Consider the following 18,093-nt stretch of genomic DNA (forward strand, 5'->3'; position numbering starts at 1 on the left):
TCCGGCCAGCCTAGGCGACGCGGCCGGCCACGCCGTCAGGTGTCCGCGGGGAGCGGGATCCGGACGGTGAAGGTGGTGGGCCTGCCCTCCCCCGGTGCGGTGTAGGCCACCTCGCCGTCGTGGCGTGCCGCGATCTCGCGCACGAGGTAGAGCCCGAGCCCCGTGCCGCTGCTCGGGCCCGCCGTCGCGAAGCGGTCGTAGAGGCGCGGGACGAGCTCGGCGGGGACGCCGTCGCCCCCGTCGGTGACCTCGACCGCGACCTGCTCGCCCTCGGCCCGGACAGCGAGGCGGACCGGCCCGGCACCGTGGCGGACCGCGTTGTCGACCAGGTTGTCGAGCGCCTGCCCGAGACGCACCTCGTCGGCGTGGACGACGACCTCCTCGGGCGCGTCGACGTCGACGTGCACCGACGGGATGGCGCTGCGCCGGCGGGCCGCGGTGGCGTGCACGAGGTCGGTCAACGAGAAGGTGCGGCGGCGGAAGTGCATCCCCGCGCCCTGGATCTGGGAGGTGGTCGCGAGGTCGGTGGCGAACCGGCGGAGCCGGTCGGCGCTGCTGCGGATCCCCCGCAGGAGCTGCCCGCGCTCCGCGGGAGTGAGGCTGGTGGCGTCCATGAGGGCGTGCGCGCTGCCGTCGATGACCGCGACGGGGTTGCGCAGCTCGTGGGCGGTGAGCGCGAGCAGCCGCGACTGCTCCGCCATGGCCTCGGAGCGCTGCTCCGCGTTCTCGCGCTGCTCGGTCTGGTCGCGGGTGACCTTGGTGAAGCCGACGTGCGTGCCCCGGTCGTCGCGCATGGCCGTGATGACGACGCTGGCCCAGAACCGCGTCCCGTCCTGGCGCACGCGCCAGCCCTCCTCGGCGTACGAGCCGTGCTCCAGGGCTGCTTCGAGGTTGCGCTCCGGGTGGCCGGTGAGCTGGTCCTCGACGGGGTAGAAGATGCGGAAGTGCCGGCCGACGACGTCGCGGGCCTGGTAGCCCTTGATCCGCCGGGCGCCGGCGTTCCAGCTCAGGACGACGCCGTCGGTGTCGAGCATGTAGATGGCGTACTCCTCGACCACGTCGACCAGCAGCCGGAACCGCTCCTCGCTGCGGTGCAGCTCGGTCTCGGCCGTGCGCTGCGCGGTGATGTCCTGCACCTGCGCGAAGACGTAGAGCACCTGGCCGTGCGAGTCGCGGATGGGGACGAGGGTCACCAGGGCGGTGCGCGCAGCGCCCGCCCCGGGCGCCACGGGGAGCGGGTGCTCGAACGTGGCGACGGCGCCGTCGGAGAGCCGCAGCGACTCCAGGCGGTGGTCGAGCACGTGACCCTGGCCCCCGGCCAGACGGCCGTAGTCGACCCCCACGAGGTCGGCGGGCTCGCAGGACATCAGCCGGGCGAGGGCCGCGTTGGCGCGCACGATGGTGGCGTCGACGGTGAGGGTGGCCATCCCGATGGCGGCCCGCTCGAAGAGGGCGCGGAACCCCTCCACGTGCTCGTCGAGGACCTCCTGCTCGACCGCGGCCAGGTCCATGACCTCGTGGTCGGGGTCCTCGACGAGGCGGAGGGCGCGAGGCGGCGACGCGGGTGCCGGAGCAGGCCCCGGCTCCCCGTCCGGCGCGTGGACGGCCTCGTGCAGGACCTGCAGGAGCCGGTCGGGCAGCTGGTCCAGGGGGATGGACTTCTCGACGAGGTCGAGGGCGCCGAGCTCGCGGACCTTCGCGACGAGGTCTGCTCCCCCGAAGCCGGTGAACATCACCACGTGGGTCTCGGGGCGGATGGCGAGGACGGCCGACAGGGTCTCGAGCCCGTCCATGACCGGTGTCGACACGTCGAGCAGGACGAGGTCGGGCTCGTGGACCAGCAGCAGCTCGACCGCATCCGTCCCGTCGGCACCCTCCCCGACGACGTCGAAGGCCCCCGAGGCCTCCAGCCGCAGCCGGACGAGCGTGCGGACGTCGACGGAGTCGTCGATCAGCACCACCGACACCCGGGAGTCCTGCACCTCGACCCTCCTCACCTCGCCGGCCCACCTGCACCGGGCCGGTTGCCTGAGCGGCGTCGCACGATACACCTGCCGCCGGGTCCCGGACAGGCCCCCGGACGGCGGCCGGGGCCGCCAAGGGGCCGGCCCTGGGGGGTCAGTCCTCCGGGTCGTAGCCGAGGTTGGGCGAGAGCCAGCGCTCGGCCTCGGCCAGCGTCCAGCCCTTGCGCTCGGCGTAGTCGGCGACCTGGTCGCGCGCCACGCGCCCCACGACGAAGTACTGCGACTGGGGGTGGGAGTAGTAGAAGCCGCTCACCGACGCGCCCGGCCACATCGCCATCGACTCGGTGAGGCGGATGCCGGTGTGCTGCTCGACGTCGAGGAGGCGCCACAGCGTCTGCTTCTCGGTGTGCTCCGGGCAGGCGGGGTAGCCGGGCGCGGGACGGATGCCGTCGTACTGCTCCTTGATGAGCCCGACGTTGTCGAGGTCCTCGTCGGGGGCGTAGCCCCACAGCTCCTTGCGCACCCGCTCGTGCAGCCGCTCGGCGAACGCCTCGGCCAGCCGGTCGGCCAGCGACTCGAGCAGGATCGCGTTGTAGTCGTCGAGGTCCCGGCGGAACGCCTCCACGCGCTCGGTCACGCCGTCGCCGGCGGTCACCGCGAACGCGCCGACGTGGTCGGCGAGACCGGACCCCTTGGGTGCGACGAAGTCCGCGAGCGAGCGGTTGGGGACGCCCTCGCGGTGCTGGCCCTGCTGGCGCAGGTGGTGGAGCGTGGCGTGCACCTCGCTGCGCCCGGCGTCGAGGTAGAGCTCGACGTCGTCGCCGACGGAGGCGGCCGGGAAGAAGCCGACCACGCCGTGGGCGCGGATCCAGCGCTCCTCGATGATCGTGTCGAGCATCGCCTGCGCGTCGTCGTAGAGCTTGCGCGCCGCAGGGCCCGAGCTCGGGTTGTTGAGGATGTCGGGGAAGGCGCCCTTCATCTCCCAGGCGTTGAAGAACGGCTGCCAGTCGATGTAGCGGCGCAGCACCGACAGGTCCTGGTCGCGCAGCACCCGGACGTGGTCGGTGACGCGGGTCCCGATGACCGGGGACACGGCGTGGTCCTGGCGCAGCAGCATCCGCGGGCGGGGCGGGTGGTAGTCGCTCCAGTCGATCGGCGTCGCGTTGGCGCGCGCCTGCTCGAGCGTCGTCAGCGGGCGGTCGTTCTTGGCCGAGTGGCGGGTGCGGAGCGAGTCGAAGTCGGCCTGCACGTCGGCCATCAGCCTGGCGCGGCCGGTCTCGTGGAGCAGCGCGGCCGCCGTGGGCACCGAGCGCGACGCGTCCTTGACCCAGACCACCGGCCCGTCGTACCTGGGGTCGACCTTCACCGCGGTGTGCGCGCGCGAGGTCGTGGCCCCGCCGATGAGCAGCGGGATGGTGAGGCCCTGGCGCTGCATCTCGGTGGCGAAGTTGACCATCTCGTCGAGCGACGGCGTGATCAGCCCGGACAGCCCGATGATGTCGGCGCCGACCTCCTGGGCGGTGTCGAGGATCTTCTGGGCGGGCACCATCACGCCGAGGTCGATGACCTCGTAGTTGTTGCACTGCAGGACCACGCCCACGATGTTCTTGCCGATGTCGTGGACGTCGCCCTTCACGGTCGCCATCACGATCGTGCCGTTGGTGTCCTTGGCGGTGGCGAGCTCGGGATTGTCGAGCTTCTCCTGCTCGATGAACGGGATGAGGTAGGCCACGGCCTTCTTCATCACGCGGGCGCTCTTGACCACCTGGGGCAGGAACATCCTGCCGGCGCCGAACAGGTCGCCGACGACGTTCATCCCGTCCATCAGCGGCCCCTCGATCACCTCGATCGGGCGGCCGCCCCGCTCGGCGATCTCACGGCGCAGGACCTCGGTGTCGGCCTCGACGTGGGCGTCGATGCCCTTGACCAGCGCGTGGGTGATCCGCTCGCCGATCGGCAGGGCGCGCCACTCGTCCTCGGCAACCTCCACGGCCTCGGCCGAGCGGTTGTGGGCCTCGGCGATCTCCAGCAGCCGCTCCGCGGCGTCGGGACGCCGGTTGAGCACGACGTCCTCGATGCGCTCGCGCAGCTCGGGGTCGACCTCGTCGTAGACGACGAGCGCGCCGGCGTTGACGATGCCCATGTCGAGCCCGGCGCGGATCGCGTGGAACAGGAAGACCGCGTGGATCGCCTCGCGGACCGGGTTGTTGCCGCGGAACGAGAACGAGACGTTGGAGATCCCGCCGCTGACCTTGGCGCCGGGGAGGTTCTGCTTGATCCAGCGGGTGGCCTCGATGAAGTCCTGGCCGTAGGAGGCGTGCTCCTCGATGCCGGTGGCGACGGCGAAGACGTTGGGGTCGAAGATGATGTCCTCGGGCGGGAAGCCGACCTCGTCGACCAGGATCCGGTAGGCCCGCTCGCAGATCGCCTTGCGACGCTCGAGGTTGTCGGCCTGCCCGTCCTCGTCGAAGGCCATCACCACGACGGCGGCGCCGTACTTGCGGCACAGGCGGGCGTGCGCGCGGAACGGCTCCTCGCCCTCCTTCATCGAGATGGAGTTGACGATGGCCTTGCCCTGCACGCACTTCAGCCCGGCCTCGATCACCTCCCACTTCGAGGAGTCGACCATCACCGGGACGCGGCTGATGTCGGGCTCGGCGGCGATGAGCTTGAGGAAGCGCTCCATCGCGGCGACGCCGTCGATCATGCCCTCGTCCATGTTGACGTCGATGACCTGCGCGCCGGCCTCCACCTGCTGCGCGGCGACGGCCAGCGCGGCGTCGTAGTCGCCGTCCTTGATGAGCTTGCGGAAGCGGGCCGAGCCGGTGATGTTGGTGCGCTCGCCGACGTTGACGAAGAGGCTGTCGTCGGTGATGGTCAGCGGCTCGAGGCCCGAGAGCCGCATCACCGGCTGGTGGGCGGCCGGCTCGCGGCGGGGCTTGCCGGCCACGGCCTGAGCGATCGCGGCGATGTGGTCGGGGGTGGTGCCGCAGCAGCCGCCGACGACGTTGAGGAAGCCGGCGTCCGCGAACTCCGCGAGCACCGCCGCGGTCTGGTCGGGGGTCTCGTCGTACTCGCCGAAGGCGTTGGGCAGCCCGGCGTTGGGGTAGACACTGACGAACGAGTCGGCCAGGCGGCTCAGCTCGGCGACGTAGGGCCGCATGTCGCGCGCACCGAGGGCGCAGTTGAGGCCGACGGCGAGCGGACGCGCGTGGCGCACGGAGTCCCAGAACGCCTCGGTGACCTGGCCGGAGAGCGTACGACCGGACGCGTCGGTGATGGTGCCCGAGATGATGACCGGCCAGCGACGCTCCTGCTCCTCGAAGAGCGTCTCGACCGCGAAGATCGCGGCCTTGGCGTTGAGGGTGTCGAAGATCGTCTCGATCATCAGCAGGTCGGCGCCGCCGTCGACGAGCCCGCGGGCGGCCACGAGGTAGGCCTCGGCGAGCTGGTCGAAGGAGACGTTGCGCGCACCGGGGTCGTTGACGTCCGGGGAGATCGAGGCGGTGCGGGTCGTGGGGCCGAGCGCACCGGCCACCCACCGGGGGTGCTCGTCGGTGGCCACCGCGTCGGCGGCGGCGCGAGCCAGGCGCGCGGACTCGTAGTTCAGCTCGTAGGCGAGCTCCTCGAGGCCGTAGTCGGCCAGCGAGACGGCGTTGGCGTTGAAGGTGTTGGTCTCGATCACGTCGGCGCCGGCCGCGAGGTACTCCTCGTGGATGGCGCGGATGACCTGCGGCTGCGTGAGGGTGAGCAGGTCGTTGTTGCCGACCAGGTCGCTCGGGTGGTCCGCGAAGCGCTCGCCCCGGTAGCCCGCCTCGTCCGGGCGGTCGCGCTGGATCGCCGTGCCCATCGCGCCGTCGAGCACCATGATCCGTTCGCCCAGGAGTGCCGTCAGGGCGGCGGCGGCGTCGGGGCGGTGCTGCGGCTTCACGGGTGGGTGGGTCCTCTCGGGCGGGCGGTACGGCCAGCCTAGGAAGGGTGTCCGACCTGCGGACCGGCTTTCCACATGGTGGCACCCGCCACGACCCCGGCGAAATCTCCGGCCGCCGTTCCGGGCCTGCGCCTAGGCTGGGCGGGTGATCGAGTTCGACGACGTCAAGGACCTCACCTCCCCCGTGGTGATCGCCGCCTTCGAGGGCTGGAACGACGCAGCGGACGCGGCCTCGGGCCTGGTCGACCACCTGATGGAGGAGTGGAAGGCCGAGGTCATCGGGGCGGTCGACCCCGAGGAGTTCTACGACTTCCAGGTCAACCGGCCCATGGTCGGCACGGACCAGAACGGACACCGTCGCCTCACCTGGCCCACCACCCGCATCGCCGTCGCCCGCCCGGCCGAGCTCGACCGCGACGTCATCCTGGTCCGCGGCATCGAGCCCAACATGCGCTGGCGGCAGTTCTGCGCCGAGCTGCTCGCGGCCTGCGACGACCTCGGTGCCGAGCTGGTCGTCACCCTGGGTGCGCTGCTGGCCGACACGCCCCACACCCGCCCGATCCCGGTGTCCGGCACGGCCAGCGAGCCCGACCTGGTGGACCGGCTCGACCTCGAGCAGTCGACGTACGAGGGACCCACCGGGATCCTCGGGGTCTTCAACGACGCGTGCACCCAGCTCGACATCCCGTCGGTGTCCTACTGGGCCGCGGTCCCCCACTACGTCGCGCAACCGCCCTGCCCGAAGGCCACCCTCGCCCTCCTCGGCCGTCTCGAGGAGCTGCTCGAGTCGCCCATGCCGCTCGGCGACCTGCCCGAGGACGCCAAGGCGTGGGAGCGCGGCGTCGACGAGCTCGCCGCCGAGGACGAGGACGTCGCCGACTACGTCCGCGCCCTCGAGGAGACCCGCGACACCGCCGACCTCCCCGAGGCCAGCGGCGAGGCCATCGCCCGGGAGTTCGAGCGCTACCTCAAGCGTCGCGACACCGACTGACGCGCGTCCACGGGTGCACTCGAGCGGACCAGGAGGCCCGACGGCCCGCCGCGAGCGGCGTACGTCAGAGCCCGAGGCCGAGCGCGGCGTCGAGGAGGCGGTGGACCGTGGCCGCGGCGTCGCGGTCGGAGGTGTCGGCCAGGCCGGTGGTGCCGAGGGTGGCGTCGACCCACTGCTGGACGGCCGCGACCGCCGTGGGGGCGTCGAGGTCGTCGGCGAGGGCGGCGAGCACGCGCTCCACGACCGGGGCCGCGGGCGCGCCGGCGCCCAGCGACAGCGCGCGGCGCCACGCCGCGAGGGTGTCGACGGCGTCCCAGAGCTGGTCGTCGGTCCACTCCCAGTCGCTGCGGTAGTGGTGGCGCAGCAGGACCAGGCGGATCGCCATCGGGTCGACGTCGCTCATCCGCAGCGCGGAGACGAAGACGAGGTTGCCCTTCGACTTCGACATCTTCTCGCCGTCGTAGGCGACCATGCCGGCGTGGGCGTACGCCCGGGCGAAGCGCTCGCCGGGGTGCGCCACCTGCGCGTGGCCGGCGGACATCTCGTGGTGCGGGAAGACCAGGTCGCTGCCGCCGCCCTGGACGTCGAACGACGTGCCGAGGTGGTCGAGGGCGATCGCGGAGCACTCGATGTGCCACCCCGGGCGACCCGGGCCCCACGGGCTGTCCCAGGACGGCTCGCCGGGACGCTCGGCACGCCAGAGCAGGCAGTCGAGCGAGTCCTTCTTGCCGGCACGGTCGGGGTCGCCGCCTCGCTCGGGGAAGATCCGCAGCATCGTCTCGCGGTCCCAGCCCGAGACCGTCCCGAAGGCGTCGTCGGAAGTGACGGAGAAGTAGAGGTCGTCGTCGACGCGGTAGACCGAGCCGGTCTGCTCGAGTCGCTGGATGAGCGCGATCACCTGGGGGATCGACTCGACGGCACCGGTGTAGTGGTGGGGGGCCAGCACGCGCAGCGCCACCATGTCGTCGCGGAACAGCTGCGTCTCGCGCTCGGCGAGCTCGACCCAGTCGACCTTGACCTTGGCCGCCCGCTCGAGCAGCGGGTCGTCGACGTCGGTCACGTTCTGGACGTAGGTCACCTGGTGCCCGGCGTTGCGCCAGGCGCGGTGGAGCAGGTCGAAGGCGACGTAGGTGGCGGCGTGCCCCATGTGGGTGGCGTCGTAGGGCGTGATGCCGCACACGTAGAGCCGCGCCGGGCCCTCGGGCTGCGTCTCCACGAGCGACCCCGTCGACGTGTCGTGCACCCGGACCGCCGGGCCGGTGACAGGGAGCTCGGGAACCTCGGGGGACGTCCAGGCGCGCATGACGCGCAGCCTATCGACCGACCTGCAGCCCGGGTCAGAAGGGCGGCCAGGGGATGACGGGGTAGGCCGACGACGGCGGGGCGGGGAACGTGCGGCGGGCGAGCAGCCGCGAGACGCGCCGCACGGTGACGGCGACCTCGTCGTCCGTGAGCAGGTCGGCGAGCGTGGCGCCCAGGTCGCCGTCGAGGGCGGCGCGCAGCCGCTCCAGGCCCTCGACCTCCTCGCCGGTCACCGGCTCCCCCACCCAGCCCCACAGCACCGTGCGGAGCTTGGACTCCACGTGGAAGGTGAGGCCGTGGTCGACGCCGTGGCGGTGGCCGCCGGGCATCGGCAGGACGTGGCCGCCCTTGCGGTCGGCGTTGTTGACCACCACGTCGAACAGCGCCATGCGGCGCAGCGCGGGGGTGTCCTCGTGGACCAGCGACACCGGCTGGTCGTGGGCGTCGAGGCCGTCGAAGACGTGGCGGAACCCGTCGGGCACCCGGCCCTCGCGGACGATGTCGACGGGCGCCTGCTCCTCGTCCTCGTCACGCCACAGCTGCACCATGCCCGGTCCGTGGGGGCCGTCGCGGAGGACCGTCGGCGGCACGACGTCCCAGCCGAGCGCCTCCGAGACGGCGTACGCCGCGACCTCGCGTGCGGCGAGCGTGCCGTCGGGGAAGTCCCACAGCGGCTTCTCCCCCGCGATCGGCTTGTAGACCACGCGGACGCCGTCGGCCTCGCCGACGAACGTCGCGTTGGAGGCGGGCATGACCCGGCCGTGGAGCGTCAGGTCGCCCTCGGGCACGCGTGCCGGGACGGGACCGTCAGGGCTCACGGCGGCGGAAGCCGTTGGCGCGGACGCAGAGGTGGCCGTCTGGGTCGACCGGCTCCCCGCAGAACGGGCAGTCGGGGCGACCGGCGCCGATCACGCTGCGCGAGCGCTCGACGAACGAGCGGGCGGCCGCCGCGGTGAGGCGGACGAGGAAGATCTCCTCCGGCTCGGGCTCGAGGAGGTCCTCGAGGTCCTCCTGGAGCTGCTCAGGGGAGACGACCGCGGCCTCGGTGAACGGGAAGACCTCGATCACCACGCGCTCGTCGGCGGCGTCCCACGACAGCGTCATGGTGCCGGCGCGGAACTGCTCGTCGATCGGCTGCTCGAGCGGTCGGTTGTCGAGCATGTCGCGCGGGGCGATCGCCGGGATCAGCACGTCGTCGCCGGCGGCGGTCATGAGCTCGTCGAGCAGCTCGTCGACGCGCTCGGCGAGGGCCTCGACCTGCTGCTTCTCCAACGCCACCGACACCACCCTCGTGCCCTCGCGGGCCTGCAGGAAGAAGGTGCGCTGACCGGGTTCGCCGACGGTGCCGGCGACGAAGCGCTCAGGGGGGTCGAAACGGTGCACGACGGGCATGTCACTCACCCTAGGACCTCCCTGTCTGGCCGCTCGTCGGTGCCTCCGGGCCTGCGCCCCCGCCGACCGCGGCGTCGGTGCGCCGACGGCTGCGGGCCTTCTTCGGCGGCGTGAGCCAGGACAGGTCACCGGCGTGGGTGTTGGTGCCGAGGACGTAGGGCCGCGAGTCGGTGTAGCGCACGACCGACACCGACGCGGGGTCGACGTGGATGCGCTGGAAGAGGTCGAGGTGGGTGCCGAGGGCGTCGGCGAGGATCGACTTGATGAGGTCGCCGTGGCTGACCGCCAGCCACACCGCGTCGTCGCCGTGCTCGGCCGCGACGCGGGCGTCGTGGCGCCGGATCGCGGCGACCGCCCGGTCCTGCATGGTGCGCATCGACTCGCCGCCGGGGAAGGTGACGGCCGACGGCTGCGTCTGCACGACCTTCCACAGCTTCTCCTTGGCGAGGTCCTTGAGCGCCTGGCCCTGCCAGTCGCCGTAGTCGCACTCGGTGAGCTGCTTGTCGGTCGTGGCGCGCATCGCCTGCGCCTGCCCGCGCAGCACCTCCCGTGCGGTCTCGCGGCAGCGCTCGAGCGGGCTCGACACGGCGGCGGAGAGACGTACGGCGGCGAGGCGCTCACCCACCGCCGCGGCCTGCTTGACGCCGGTGTCGTCGAGGTGGACCCCGGGCGTGCGCCCGGCCAGCACGCCGGTCGCGTTGGCCGTCGAGCGGCCGTGGCGGACGAGGATCACGGTTGCCATGTCACGACCCTAGTGCGGCACCCCGAGCGACTAGCCTGACGAGGTGATCGTGGACAACGCCCTCTACCACCGTGGACAGCGCGTCGCGCTCGGCGAGGAGGGCCACGAGAGCCTGGGGCACGCGCGGGTGCCCTGCGACCCGGGCGACTTCCAGTGGGTCGGCATCCACGACCCGACGCCGAGCGAGCTCGACGAGATCGCCCGCACCTTCGACCTCCACCCGCTGGCCGTCGAGGACGCCGGCGACTCCCACCAGCGCCCCAAGGCCGAGCGCTACGGCGACACGCTGTTCCTGGTGCTCAAGACGCTCTGGTACGTCGACGAGGAGGACGCGGTCGAGACCGGGGAGATCAACATCTTCGTCGGCCGCGACTTCGTCGTGACGGTGCGCCACGGCCAGGGCATCGACCTCTCGAGCGCCCGCCGCGACCTCGAGCTGCGCGCCCAGGTGCTCGAGCACGGGCCGATGGCGGTGCTCTACGCCATCTGCGACCGCGTCGTCGACGAGTACGAGAAGGTCGGCGCGGCGCTGGAGGAGGACGTCGACGAGGTCGAGGCGTCGGTGTTCTCCCCCGCACGCACCAACGACGCCGACCGCATCTACGTCCTCAAGCGCGAGATCGCCGAGGTGCGGCGTGCGGTGCTCCCGCTGCGCGAGCCGATGCGCAAGTTCGCGACGGGCGTGCACCCGGCCGTCTCCGCCGAGACAGCGACGTACTTCCGTGACGTGGCCGACCACCTCCAGCGGGTCTCGGAGGTCGTCGACAGCCTCGACCAGCTGCTGTCCACCGCCTTCGACGCCCACGTGGCCCGCATCTCGATCCAGCAGAACGAGGACATGCGCAAGATCTCCGCGGGCGCGGCGCTCGTCGTGGTGCCGACGCTGGTCGCCGGCGTCTACGGGATGAACTTCGACCACATGCCCGAGCTGCACTGGCAGTACGGCTACCCCTACGCGCTGATGCTGATGGCCTCGATGGTCGCCGCGCTGTGGTTCTGGTTCAAGAAGTCCGGGTGGCTGTGAGCGCCACCCCTCCCCCGGCCTGGCGGGTCGTGTGGTGGTTCGGCTTCGTGAGCCTGGCCGCCGACATGGTCTACGAGGGCGCGCGGTCGGTCTACGGGCCGCTGCTCGCCGCGCTGGGTGCGTCGGCGGTCGTGGTCGGGCTGGTCACCGGTGCCGGTGAGGCCGTGGCGCTCGTCGCCCGCCTCGCGTTCGGTCCGTTGGCCGACCGCACGGGCCGGTACTGGTCGCTCACCATCGCCGGCTACGGCCTCACCGCCGTGTGCGTGCCGCTGCTCGCGGTCGCGCCGCGGCTGGGCGCGGCCGGGCTGGCCTTCGCCACGACGATGATCCTGCTCGAGCGGCTGGGCAAGGCGGTGCGCTCGCCGTCGAAGTCGGCGCTGCTGGCCCACGTGGCCTCCGGGGTGGGGCGCGGACGAGGGTTCGGCGTCCACAAGGCGCTCGACCAGGTCGGCGCGTTCGCGGGTCCGCTGGTGGTCGCCGCGGTGGTCGCCGTCGCCTCGCTGTGGTGGGGCATGGCCGTGCTGGCCGTGCCCGGTGCCGCCGCGATGCTGCTGCTCCTGACCCTGCGGCGGCGGGTCCCTGACCCGTCGGTCTACGACGACACCCCGCCATCGCCGGAGCGGCCCGGTCCGGCCCCCCGCAGCGGCTGGTGGGCGCAGGCCGTCGGGGCCGGGCTGCCGGCCGTGTTCTTCCGCTACGCCCTCGCCGCCTCCCTCACGACCGGCGGGCTCGTGACCTTCGGCATCATCGGCTACCACCTGGTGACCGAGGGCCTGGTGCCCGTCGCGTCCGTCCCGCTCGTCTACGCCGGCGCCATGGCCGTCGAGGCGCTCGCCGCCCTCGGGGTCGGCCTGGCCTACGACCGCACCGGCCCGCAGGTGCTGCTGGTCGTTCCGGTGCTCGTGGCGCTGGTGCCGGCGCTCGCGCTCGGCCCGGCGCTCGCCGCCGTGCTCGTCGGTGTGGTCGCCTGGGGCTTCGCCCAGGGCGTGCAGGACTCGACCGTCAAGGCGGTCGTCGCCGACCTCGTCGAGCCGGCGCGGCGGGCGACGGCGTACGGCGTCTTCGCGGGCGTCCAGGGCCTCCTGGCCATCATCGGCGGCGTGGGGGCGGGCTGGCTCTACGAGCGCTCGCTCGTCGCGCTCGTCGTGGCGGTCGCGCTCACGCAGGTCGTGGCGCTGGTGCTGCTCGCCGACACCCTCAGGCGCTCAGCACGCCTGCGCCGAGCAGGATGAGGGTGGCGGCGCCGAGCGCGATCCGGTAGACCACGAACGGGGTGTAGGACCGGGTGCTGACGTAGCGCAGCAGCCACGCGATCGCGGCGTAGCCGACGACGAACGACACGACGGTCGCGGTGACGGTGGGGCCCCAGCCGAAGTCGTTGTGGCCGTCGGGGATGTCCTTGAGCTCGAACACGCCGGCGCCGACGACGGCGGGGATCGCGAGGAGGAAGGCGAAGCGGGTCGCGGCCTCGCGCTCGAAGCCGAGGAAGCGGCCCATCGAGATCGTCGCCCCGGAGCGCGAGACGCCCGGGACGAGGGCCAGCGCCTGCGCGGCGCCCATCAGGACCGCGTCCTTCAGCGTGATCCTGCCGAGCGAGCGGTCGGTGCGCCCGACGCGGTCGGCGATGCCGAGCACGACACCCATCACGATCAAGGTGGTGCCGACGATCCAGAGGTTGCGGAAGTCGCGCTCGATGACGTCCTTGAGCAGCACGCCCAGCACGACGATGGGCAGCGAGCCGACGATGATGAACCAGCCCATCCGGGCGTCGATGCCACCGCGCAGCTCGGCGCGGAACATCGAGCGCACCCATGCGCTGCCAATGCGCCAGATGTCCTTGCGGAAGTAGATGAGCACCGCGAGCTCGGTGCCGATCTGGATGACGGCGGTGAACGCGGCTCCCGGGTCGCCCCAGCCGAGCAGCTCGGGGAAGATCCGCAGGTGCGCGCTGCTGGAGATCGGCAGGAACTCGGTGAGCCCCTGGATGATGCCGAGCACGACCGCTTTGAGGAGATCCGTCACGGGAGGTCAGCCTACGGGCGAGTCCGTGCCGGTCGGCGCACGACCCGTGGCTACCCTCACCCCATGCAGCAGCGTTCGCTCGGCGCCACCGGTCTCAAGGTCTCGCGCCTCGGCCTCGGGACGATGACCTGGGGTCGCGACACCGACGAGCACGAGGCCCGCGACCAGCTCGTGGCGTTCACGGAGGCGGGCGGCACGCTCCTCGACACCGCGGCCGGCTACGGCGACGGCGCCAGCGAGGAGCTCATCGGCCGGCTGGTCGGCGACGTGGTGCAGCGCGACGACGTCGTGCTCGCCACCAAGGCGGGCATCTCGCGCCGGACCGGCGAGCGGGTGACGAACACGTCGCGGGGGCACCTGCTCACCGCGCTCGACGCCTCGCTGCAGCGTCTCGGTGTCGACCACGTCGACCTGTGGCAGGTGCACGTGTGGACCGACGAGACGCCGGTGGAGGAGACGCTCAGCGCGCTCGACCTCGCCGTCACCTCCGGCCGGGCCTCCTACGTCGGCATCTCCAACTACACCGGCTGGCAGACCGCGCAGGCCGCGACGTGGCAGCGCGCGGTGCCCGGACGTGTGCCGCTGGCCTCCACGCAGGTCGAGTACTCCCTGCTCAACCGCACCGTCGAGCACGAGGTGCTCCCCGCGGCGCACGCGCTCGGCCTGGGCGTGCTCCCGTGGTCGCCGCTGGGCCGCGGCGTGCTCACCGGCAAGTACCGCACCGGCACGCCGTCGGACTCCCGCGGCGCCAGCGAGCACTTCGGCCGCTTCGTCGGGGCGTACCTCGACGACCGGGGCCGTGGCATCGTGGAGGCCGTGGCCCGCGCGGCCGACGGGCTGGGCTGGTCCCCGCTCGAGGTGTCGCTGGTGTGGGTCCGCGACCGGCCCGGCGTCACCGCGCCGATCGTGGGCGCCCGCACCGCGGCGCAGCTCGACGGCGCCCTCGGGGTCGAGGACCTCGTCCTGCCGCCCGAGATCGTCGACGCCCTCGACGACGTCTCGGCGGACTGAGCCGGAGACCGACCGCCGACCGCAGCACCACCGCCGTAACACCGACGAGAGGAGACCGAGATGGCCAGGGCACACCGCCGCCCGCCGGGGCGTGGCGTCGAGTGGGAGTTCGAGACGCTCGTGCTGCCGAAGGACTTCTCCCGCAACGTCGTCACCCGCATGCTCGTCGAGCGCGCGGAGCACGGCGGCTGGGAGCTCGACCGGCTCCGGATCGGCAACGACGGCAAGCGCCGCGTGGTGCTGCGCCGCAAGATCATCCGCCAGCGGCTGACGCTGTTCGCCGGCTGAGCGCCGGTCGGCACCGCTCCCGCGTCAGGCTCCCGCGATCACCAGCCGGAGGTGCCGGGCGCTCCCTTGAACGGGCCGGTGACCCTCGAGGTGATCCAGCCGCCGTAGAAGCTGCCCGGCTGCGGCTCGACGACCTCTCCGTCGACGGTGCAGCGGTCGACGCGGCCGGGGTAGAGCGCGACGTGGTCGACGAGCTGCTCGAAGCCCTTCGACGGCGTCGGGTAGGTCCACGCCACGGCCGGCAGCACCTCGTCGCCGACGACGAGGTCGTAGTAGGCCGCCTGGCCCTTCCACTCGCACCACGACGCGCCCTCGCCCGGGCGGAGCACCCCGTCGGCGAACGACGACGCGGGGAGGTAGTACGTCGGCGGGTGGCTGGTCTCCAGCACCCGGAGGCTGGCGGTGGTGTCGGCCAGCACGATCCCGGCGTGCGTGACGACGACGTGCTCGCTGCTCGGGTCGACCCGCGGCGGTCGCGGGTAGTCCCACACGGACTCGGTCATGCCGCCATCCAAGCACCCGGGTCCCAGCGGGACCCGGCGTCAGGCGGAGGCGCTCGAGGCCTTCGCCCGCAGCGCCTCGACCATCGCGTCGGGGTCGTCGGCGGAGTAGACGGCCGAGCCCGCGACGAACACGTCGGCGCCCGCCTCCGCGCACCGCTCGATGGTCTCGAGGGAGACCCCGCCGTCGACCTGGAGCCACGTCTCGACGCCGTGCTTGCGCATCAGCTCGCGCGCGGTGCGGATCTTGGGCAGGCACAGGTCGAGGAACTTCTGGCCGCCGAAGCCGGGCTCGACGGTCATGATGAGCACCATGTCGAGCTCGGGCAGCAGCGCCTCGTAGGGCTCGATCGGGGTGGCGGGCTTGAGCGCCATCGACGCCCGGGCGCCCTGGGCGCGGATCTCGCGGGCCAGGCGCACCGGGGCCTTGGCGGCCTCGGCGTGGAAGGTCACCGAGCCGCAGCCGACCTCGGCGTACGCCGGAGCCCACCGGTCGGCGTCCTCGATCATCAGGTGCGCGTCGAGCGGCTGCGTGGCGTGCTTGCTCAGCGCCTCGACGACCGGGAGCCCGAGCGTCATGTTCGGCACGAAGTGGTTGTCCATGACGTCGACGTGCACCCAGTCGGCGCTCGGGATGCGCGCCACCTCGTCGGCGAGGCGCGACAGGTCGGCGTTGAGGATGCTCGGAGTGATCTGGATGCCCACGGCCATGATCCTAGGGACCGGCCCGGTCGTCGCGTCGGCACGGTCCTCGCGGGGGGTGCTGGGCTAGACTGGACGCACGCCGTTGACGCTGGACGCACGATATTGCGTGCGTCGAGCGGACAACGGTCCGCTCGAGTCACCCCGTGGTCGGACGGCCCACGGCCGACGGGCGTCAGGCGTCGTCGGGTTCGGGCGGGACCTCGCGGCCCTCCGCCTCGTCGCGGTCGGCCCAGTGCAGCAGTGGGGCGATGTCGAAGGGGTGGTCGTCGATGGAGCCGTGGAGGTCGCCGATCTCGGCGAAGCGCGGCGGCATCGTGACGATGGTGAAGTCGTCGGGCTCGCAGTCGTCGACCTCGTCCCACCGGACCGGGGCGGAGACCCGGGCGTTCGGGACCCCTCGCACGGAGTACGCCGCCGCGATGGTGTGGTCGCGTGCGTTCTGGTTGTAGTCGACGAAGAGCTGCGAGGGGTCGCGGTCCTTGCGCCACCACGCGGTCGTGACGTCTCCCCCAGCGCGTCGCTCGACCTCGCGCGCGAACGCGAGCGCGCCGCGGCGCACGTCGGAGAAGCCGTGGTCGGGCGGGATCCGGACGTAGACGTGCAGCCCGGAGCCGCCGCTGGTCTTGGGGAACCCGACCGCGCCGAGCTCGTCGAGGACCTCGTGGACGACGTGGGCCACGCGCTGGACCGTGGCCCAGTCGCACTCCGCACCGGGGTCGAGGTCGATGCGCCACTCGTCGGGCTTCTCGGTGTCGGCGCGACGGCTGTTCCACGGGTGGAACTCGACGGTCGACATCTGGACGGCCCACACGACGCTCGCGAGCTCGGTGACGCAGAGCTCGTCGGCGGTGCGCTTCCACCGCGGGAAGAACAGCTGCACGGTCTCGACCCACGGCGGCGCGCCGGCGGGCAGGCGCTTCTGGTGCACCTTGTCGCCCGCCAGGCCCTTCGGGAACCGGTGGAGCATGCACGGCCGCTCGCGCAGGGCGTTGACGATCCCGTCGCCGACGGCGAGGTAGTACTCGACCAGGTCGAGCTTGGTCGCGCCGGTCTCGGGGAAGTAGACGCGGTCGGGGTTGGTCACCTTGACGACGCGGTCGTCGACCTCGACCTCGATGAACGGTGACGCCACAGGTGGACCCTAGCGCCGGTCGCTACTTCTTCGCGGCAGGCGCAACCTCGGCGGGCGCCGGACCGCTCGGTGCGGGCTGCGGGTCGACGGTGACGGTGACCGGGTCGGACCAGCCCTCGTCGGCGTACTGGCTCTCGGGGCGGTGCCAGCGCAGCTCGGTGGTCTCGGTGACCCGCACCACCGCGCGCGCCACGCCGTCGGGGTCGGCCAGCACGGGCGCGCCGTCGGCGTGCCACTCACCGCCGGGGGTGCGTCGCTCGAGCACGAGCGGGTCGCCCGTGAGGCGACCACCGGGGTCGCTCACCCGGCCGGTCACGGTGACCTCGTCGCCCGTACGCGGCCCGGCCAGGGCGGCCGACGTCGTCAAGGTGACGCCCTCGAAGTCGTACCGGGTGGCGCCGGCGCTGATCGCGTCGAGGTTGAACGCGCGCCCGTCGCAGCCGAACCCGGTCACGACGAAGCCGGCACCGTCTCCGTGCTCGGCCGCGAAGGCGGCGGGGGTCGCGGACCCGGCCCGGGAGACCGTGGCACCGGAGGCCAGGTCGACGAGGGACCAGTCGTAGGTCAGGGCGGACGGCGCGACGTCCGACCACGACCCCGGCGCCACCGACAGGGTGGCGCGACCGGACCAGGCGGTGCCGGCGGGGCTGGCGGGTGTCACGGCGAGCACCTGCGACACGCCGCTCGTGCCGCTCGTGGCGGCGACGGAGACCGAGGTGTCGAGCGCGGTGAGCGAGTCGAAGCGGACGTAGGGGCCCGACGCGGTGCCGCTGCCGGACGGCACCAGCCCGAGCGACCTGCGGCCCATCGGCGCGGCGTAGGGGCCGAGGTTGAGCCGCGGGACCGGCGCGGTCGCCGCGCCGAAGAGGCCGTCGCAGGCGACGTAGGTCAGGAAGACCCCCTGGTCGCCGGTCGAGGGCCCGGTGAGGGTGCGGGTGTCCTGCGCCTGAGCCGGTGCCGCCACGCCGAGCGCCAGCAGGCCGCCCACTGCGACCACCGTCCGCGCCAACGACGCCTTCATCCCTCGCCCATCCCTGTGACCTGCTCCCCGTCACGTCGACGCACCCCGATGGTGCGCGCCGTCCGACG

General features: G+C 72.8%; 16 protein-coding genes. 5 read left to right on the forward strand and 11 right to left on the reverse strand.

Features of this window, described 5'->3' with window-relative positions:
* Positions 1-35 precede the first annotated feature (35 nt).
* Both ACFFJG_RS19330 and metH read right to left on the reverse strand, forming a co-directional pair.
* The gene (locus ACFFJG_RS19330) at positions 36-1,982 is read right to left on the reverse strand and encodes a hybrid sensor histidine kinase/response regulator (RefSeq protein ID WP_378520428.1); all 1,947 of its coding nucleotides are present in this window, start codon (positions 1,980-1,982) and stop codon (positions 36-38) included.
* Between the two features lie 136 nt (positions 1,983-2,118).
* Positions 2,119-5,832 carry a methionine synthase gene (gene metH, locus ACFFJG_RS19335; protein ID WP_446686243.1) on the reverse strand — a complete coding sequence of 1,238 codons (3,714 nt, stop codon included), beginning with the start codon at positions 5,830-5,832 and terminating at the stop codon, positions 2,119-2,121.
* Between the two features lie 208 nt (positions 5,833-6,040).
* Between metH and ACFFJG_RS19340 the strand changes: the two genes are divergently transcribed.
* Positions 6,041-6,886, forward strand: a complete 846-nt coding sequence (locus tag ACFFJG_RS19340) for a PAC2 family protein (RefSeq protein ID WP_378520430.1) — start codon at positions 6,041-6,043, stop codon at positions 6,884-6,886.
* A 64-nt stretch (positions 6,887-6,950) separates the two neighbouring features.
* Here ACFFJG_RS19340 and mshC read toward each other — a convergent pair whose 3' ends face one another.
* Genes mshC through ACFFJG_RS19360 form a run of 4 tightly spaced genes read right to left on the reverse strand, consistent with a single transcriptional unit; the run spans position 6,951 to position 10,322 of the window.
* Entirely contained in the window at positions 6,951-8,189 is a 1,239-nt protein-coding gene (gene mshC / locus ACFFJG_RS19345) for a cysteine--1-D-myo-inosityl 2-amino-2-deoxy-alpha-D-glucopyranoside ligase (RefSeq protein ID WP_378520431.1), read from the reverse strand.
* A 34-nt stretch (positions 8,190-8,223) separates the two neighbouring features.
* A complete protein-coding gene (locus ACFFJG_RS19350; protein ID WP_378520432.1) occupies positions 8,224-9,006 on the reverse strand; it encodes an Rv2133c family protein in 783 nt (260 codons plus the stop codon).
* A complete protein-coding gene (locus ACFFJG_RS19355) occupies positions 8,996-9,580 on the reverse strand; it encodes an Rv2134c family protein (RefSeq protein ID WP_378520433.1) in 585 nt (194 codons plus the stop codon). Before ACFFJG_RS19355 ends, ACFFJG_RS19350 begins: the two co-directional genes overlap by 11 nt.
* Positions 9,581-9,590: 10 nt before the next feature.
* Positions 9,591-10,322: a histidine phosphatase family protein gene (locus tag ACFFJG_RS19360; protein WP_378520434.1), complete on the reverse strand. Its 732-nt coding sequence runs from the start codon at positions 10,320-10,322 to the stop codon at positions 9,591-9,593.
* A gap of 43 nt (positions 10,323-10,365) precedes the next feature.
* Between ACFFJG_RS19360 and corA the strand changes: the two genes are divergently transcribed.
* Together corA and ACFFJG_RS19370 are read left to right on the forward strand one after the other, a co-directional pair.
* A complete protein-coding gene (corA, locus tag ACFFJG_RS19365; RefSeq protein ID WP_378520435.1) occupies positions 10,366-11,346 on the forward strand; it encodes a magnesium/cobalt transporter CorA in 981 nt (326 codons plus the stop codon).
* The gene (locus ACFFJG_RS19370) at positions 11,343-12,578 is read left to right on the forward strand and encodes an MFS transporter (protein WP_378520436.1); all 1,236 of its coding nucleotides are present in this window, start codon (positions 11,343-11,345) and stop codon (positions 12,576-12,578) included. The genes corA and ACFFJG_RS19370 overlap by 4 nt, the downstream gene beginning before the upstream one ends.
* Here the strand turns inward: ACFFJG_RS19370 and ACFFJG_RS19375 are convergent.
* Entirely contained in the window at positions 12,544-13,368 is an 825-nt protein-coding gene (locus ACFFJG_RS19375) for an undecaprenyl-diphosphate phosphatase (protein ID WP_378520437.1), read from the reverse strand. The two genes, ACFFJG_RS19370 and ACFFJG_RS19375, sit on opposite strands and share 35 nt — an antisense overlap.
* Before the next feature lie 63 nt (positions 13,369-13,431).
* Between ACFFJG_RS19375 and ACFFJG_RS19380 the strand changes: the two genes are divergently transcribed.
* Both ACFFJG_RS19380 and ACFFJG_RS19385 read left to right on the forward strand, forming a co-directional pair.
* The gene (locus ACFFJG_RS19380) at positions 13,432-14,379 is read left to right on the forward strand and encodes an aldo/keto reductase (RefSeq protein WP_378520438.1); all 948 of its coding nucleotides are present in this window, start codon (positions 13,432-13,434) and stop codon (positions 14,377-14,379) included.
* Between the two features lie 60 nt (positions 14,380-14,439).
* Positions 14,440-14,667 carry a DUF5703 family protein gene (locus ACFFJG_RS19385; protein WP_378520439.1) on the forward strand — a complete coding sequence of 76 codons (228 nt, stop codon included), beginning with the start codon at positions 14,440-14,442 and terminating at the stop codon, positions 14,665-14,667.
* A gap of 38 nt (positions 14,668-14,705) precedes the next feature.
* Here the strand turns inward: ACFFJG_RS19385 and ACFFJG_RS19390 are convergent, their stop codons facing one another.
* The 4 genes from ACFFJG_RS19390 to ACFFJG_RS19405 form a co-directional block, all read right to left on the reverse strand.
* On the reverse strand, positions 14,706-15,170 hold the full coding sequence (locus ACFFJG_RS19390; protein WP_378520440.1) for a DUF427 domain-containing protein: 465 nt from the start codon (positions 15,168-15,170) through the stop codon (positions 14,706-14,708).
* A gap of 39 nt (positions 15,171-15,209) precedes the next feature.
* Entirely contained in the window at positions 15,210-15,872 is a 663-nt protein-coding gene (gene rpe, locus ACFFJG_RS19395) for a ribulose-phosphate 3-epimerase (RefSeq protein ID WP_378520441.1), read from the reverse strand.
* A 172-nt stretch (positions 15,873-16,044) separates the two neighbouring features.
* Positions 16,045-17,004, reverse strand: coding sequence for a non-homologous end-joining DNA ligase (gene ligD, locus ACFFJG_RS19400; RefSeq protein ID WP_378520442.1), 960 nt, complete (start codon positions 17,002-17,004; stop codon positions 16,045-16,047).
* Between the two features lie 22 nt (positions 17,005-17,026).
* Entirely contained in the window at positions 17,027-18,025 is a 999-nt protein-coding gene (locus ACFFJG_RS19405) for a hypothetical protein (RefSeq protein ID WP_378520443.1), read from the reverse strand.
* Between the last annotated feature and the right edge of the window lie 68 nt (positions 18,026-18,093).

Origin of the sequence: Nocardioides zeicaulis (genome assembly GCF_042432345.1) — a bacterium.
In the GTDB taxonomy this organism is placed as follows: Bacteria; Actinomycetota; Actinomycetes; order Propionibacteriales; family Nocardioidaceae; genus Nocardioides; species Nocardioides zeicaulis.

What these genes read in the sequence shown, in the direction of transcription:
- metH (WP_446686243.1), bottom strand. Translation starts at nt 5,832, where the DNA reads ATGGTGCTCGACGGCGCGATGGGCACGGCGATCCAGCGCGACCGCCCG.
- ACFFJG_RS19380 (WP_378520438.1), top strand. Translation starts at nt 13,432, where the DNA reads ATGCAGCAGCGTTCGCTCGGCGCCACCGGTCTCAAGGTCTCGCGCCTC.
- ACFFJG_RS19390 (WP_378520440.1), bottom strand. Translation starts at nt 15,170, where the DNA reads ATGACCGAGTCCGTGTGGGACTACCCGCGACCGCCGCGGGTCGACCCG.
- ACFFJG_RS19360 (WP_378520434.1), bottom strand. Translation starts at nt 10,322, where the DNA reads ATGGCAACCGTGATCCTCGTCCGCCACGGCCGCTCGACGGCCAACGCG.
- ACFFJG_RS19405 (WP_378520443.1), bottom strand. Translation starts at nt 18,025, where the DNA reads ATGAAGGCGTCGTTGGCGCGGACGGTGGTCGCAGTGGGCGGCCTGCTG.
- ACFFJG_RS19385 (WP_378520439.1), top strand. Translation starts at nt 14,440, where the DNA reads ATGGCCAGGGCACACCGCCGCCCGCCGGGGCGTGGCGTCGAGTGGGAG.
- mshC (WP_378520431.1), bottom strand. Translation starts at nt 8,189, where the DNA reads ATGCGCGCCTGGACGTCCCCCGAGGTTCCCGAGCTCCCTGTCACCGGC.
- ACFFJG_RS19355 (WP_378520433.1), bottom strand. Translation starts at nt 9,580, where the DNA reads ATGCCCGTCGTGCACCGTTTCGACCCCCCTGAGCGCTTCGTCGCCGGC.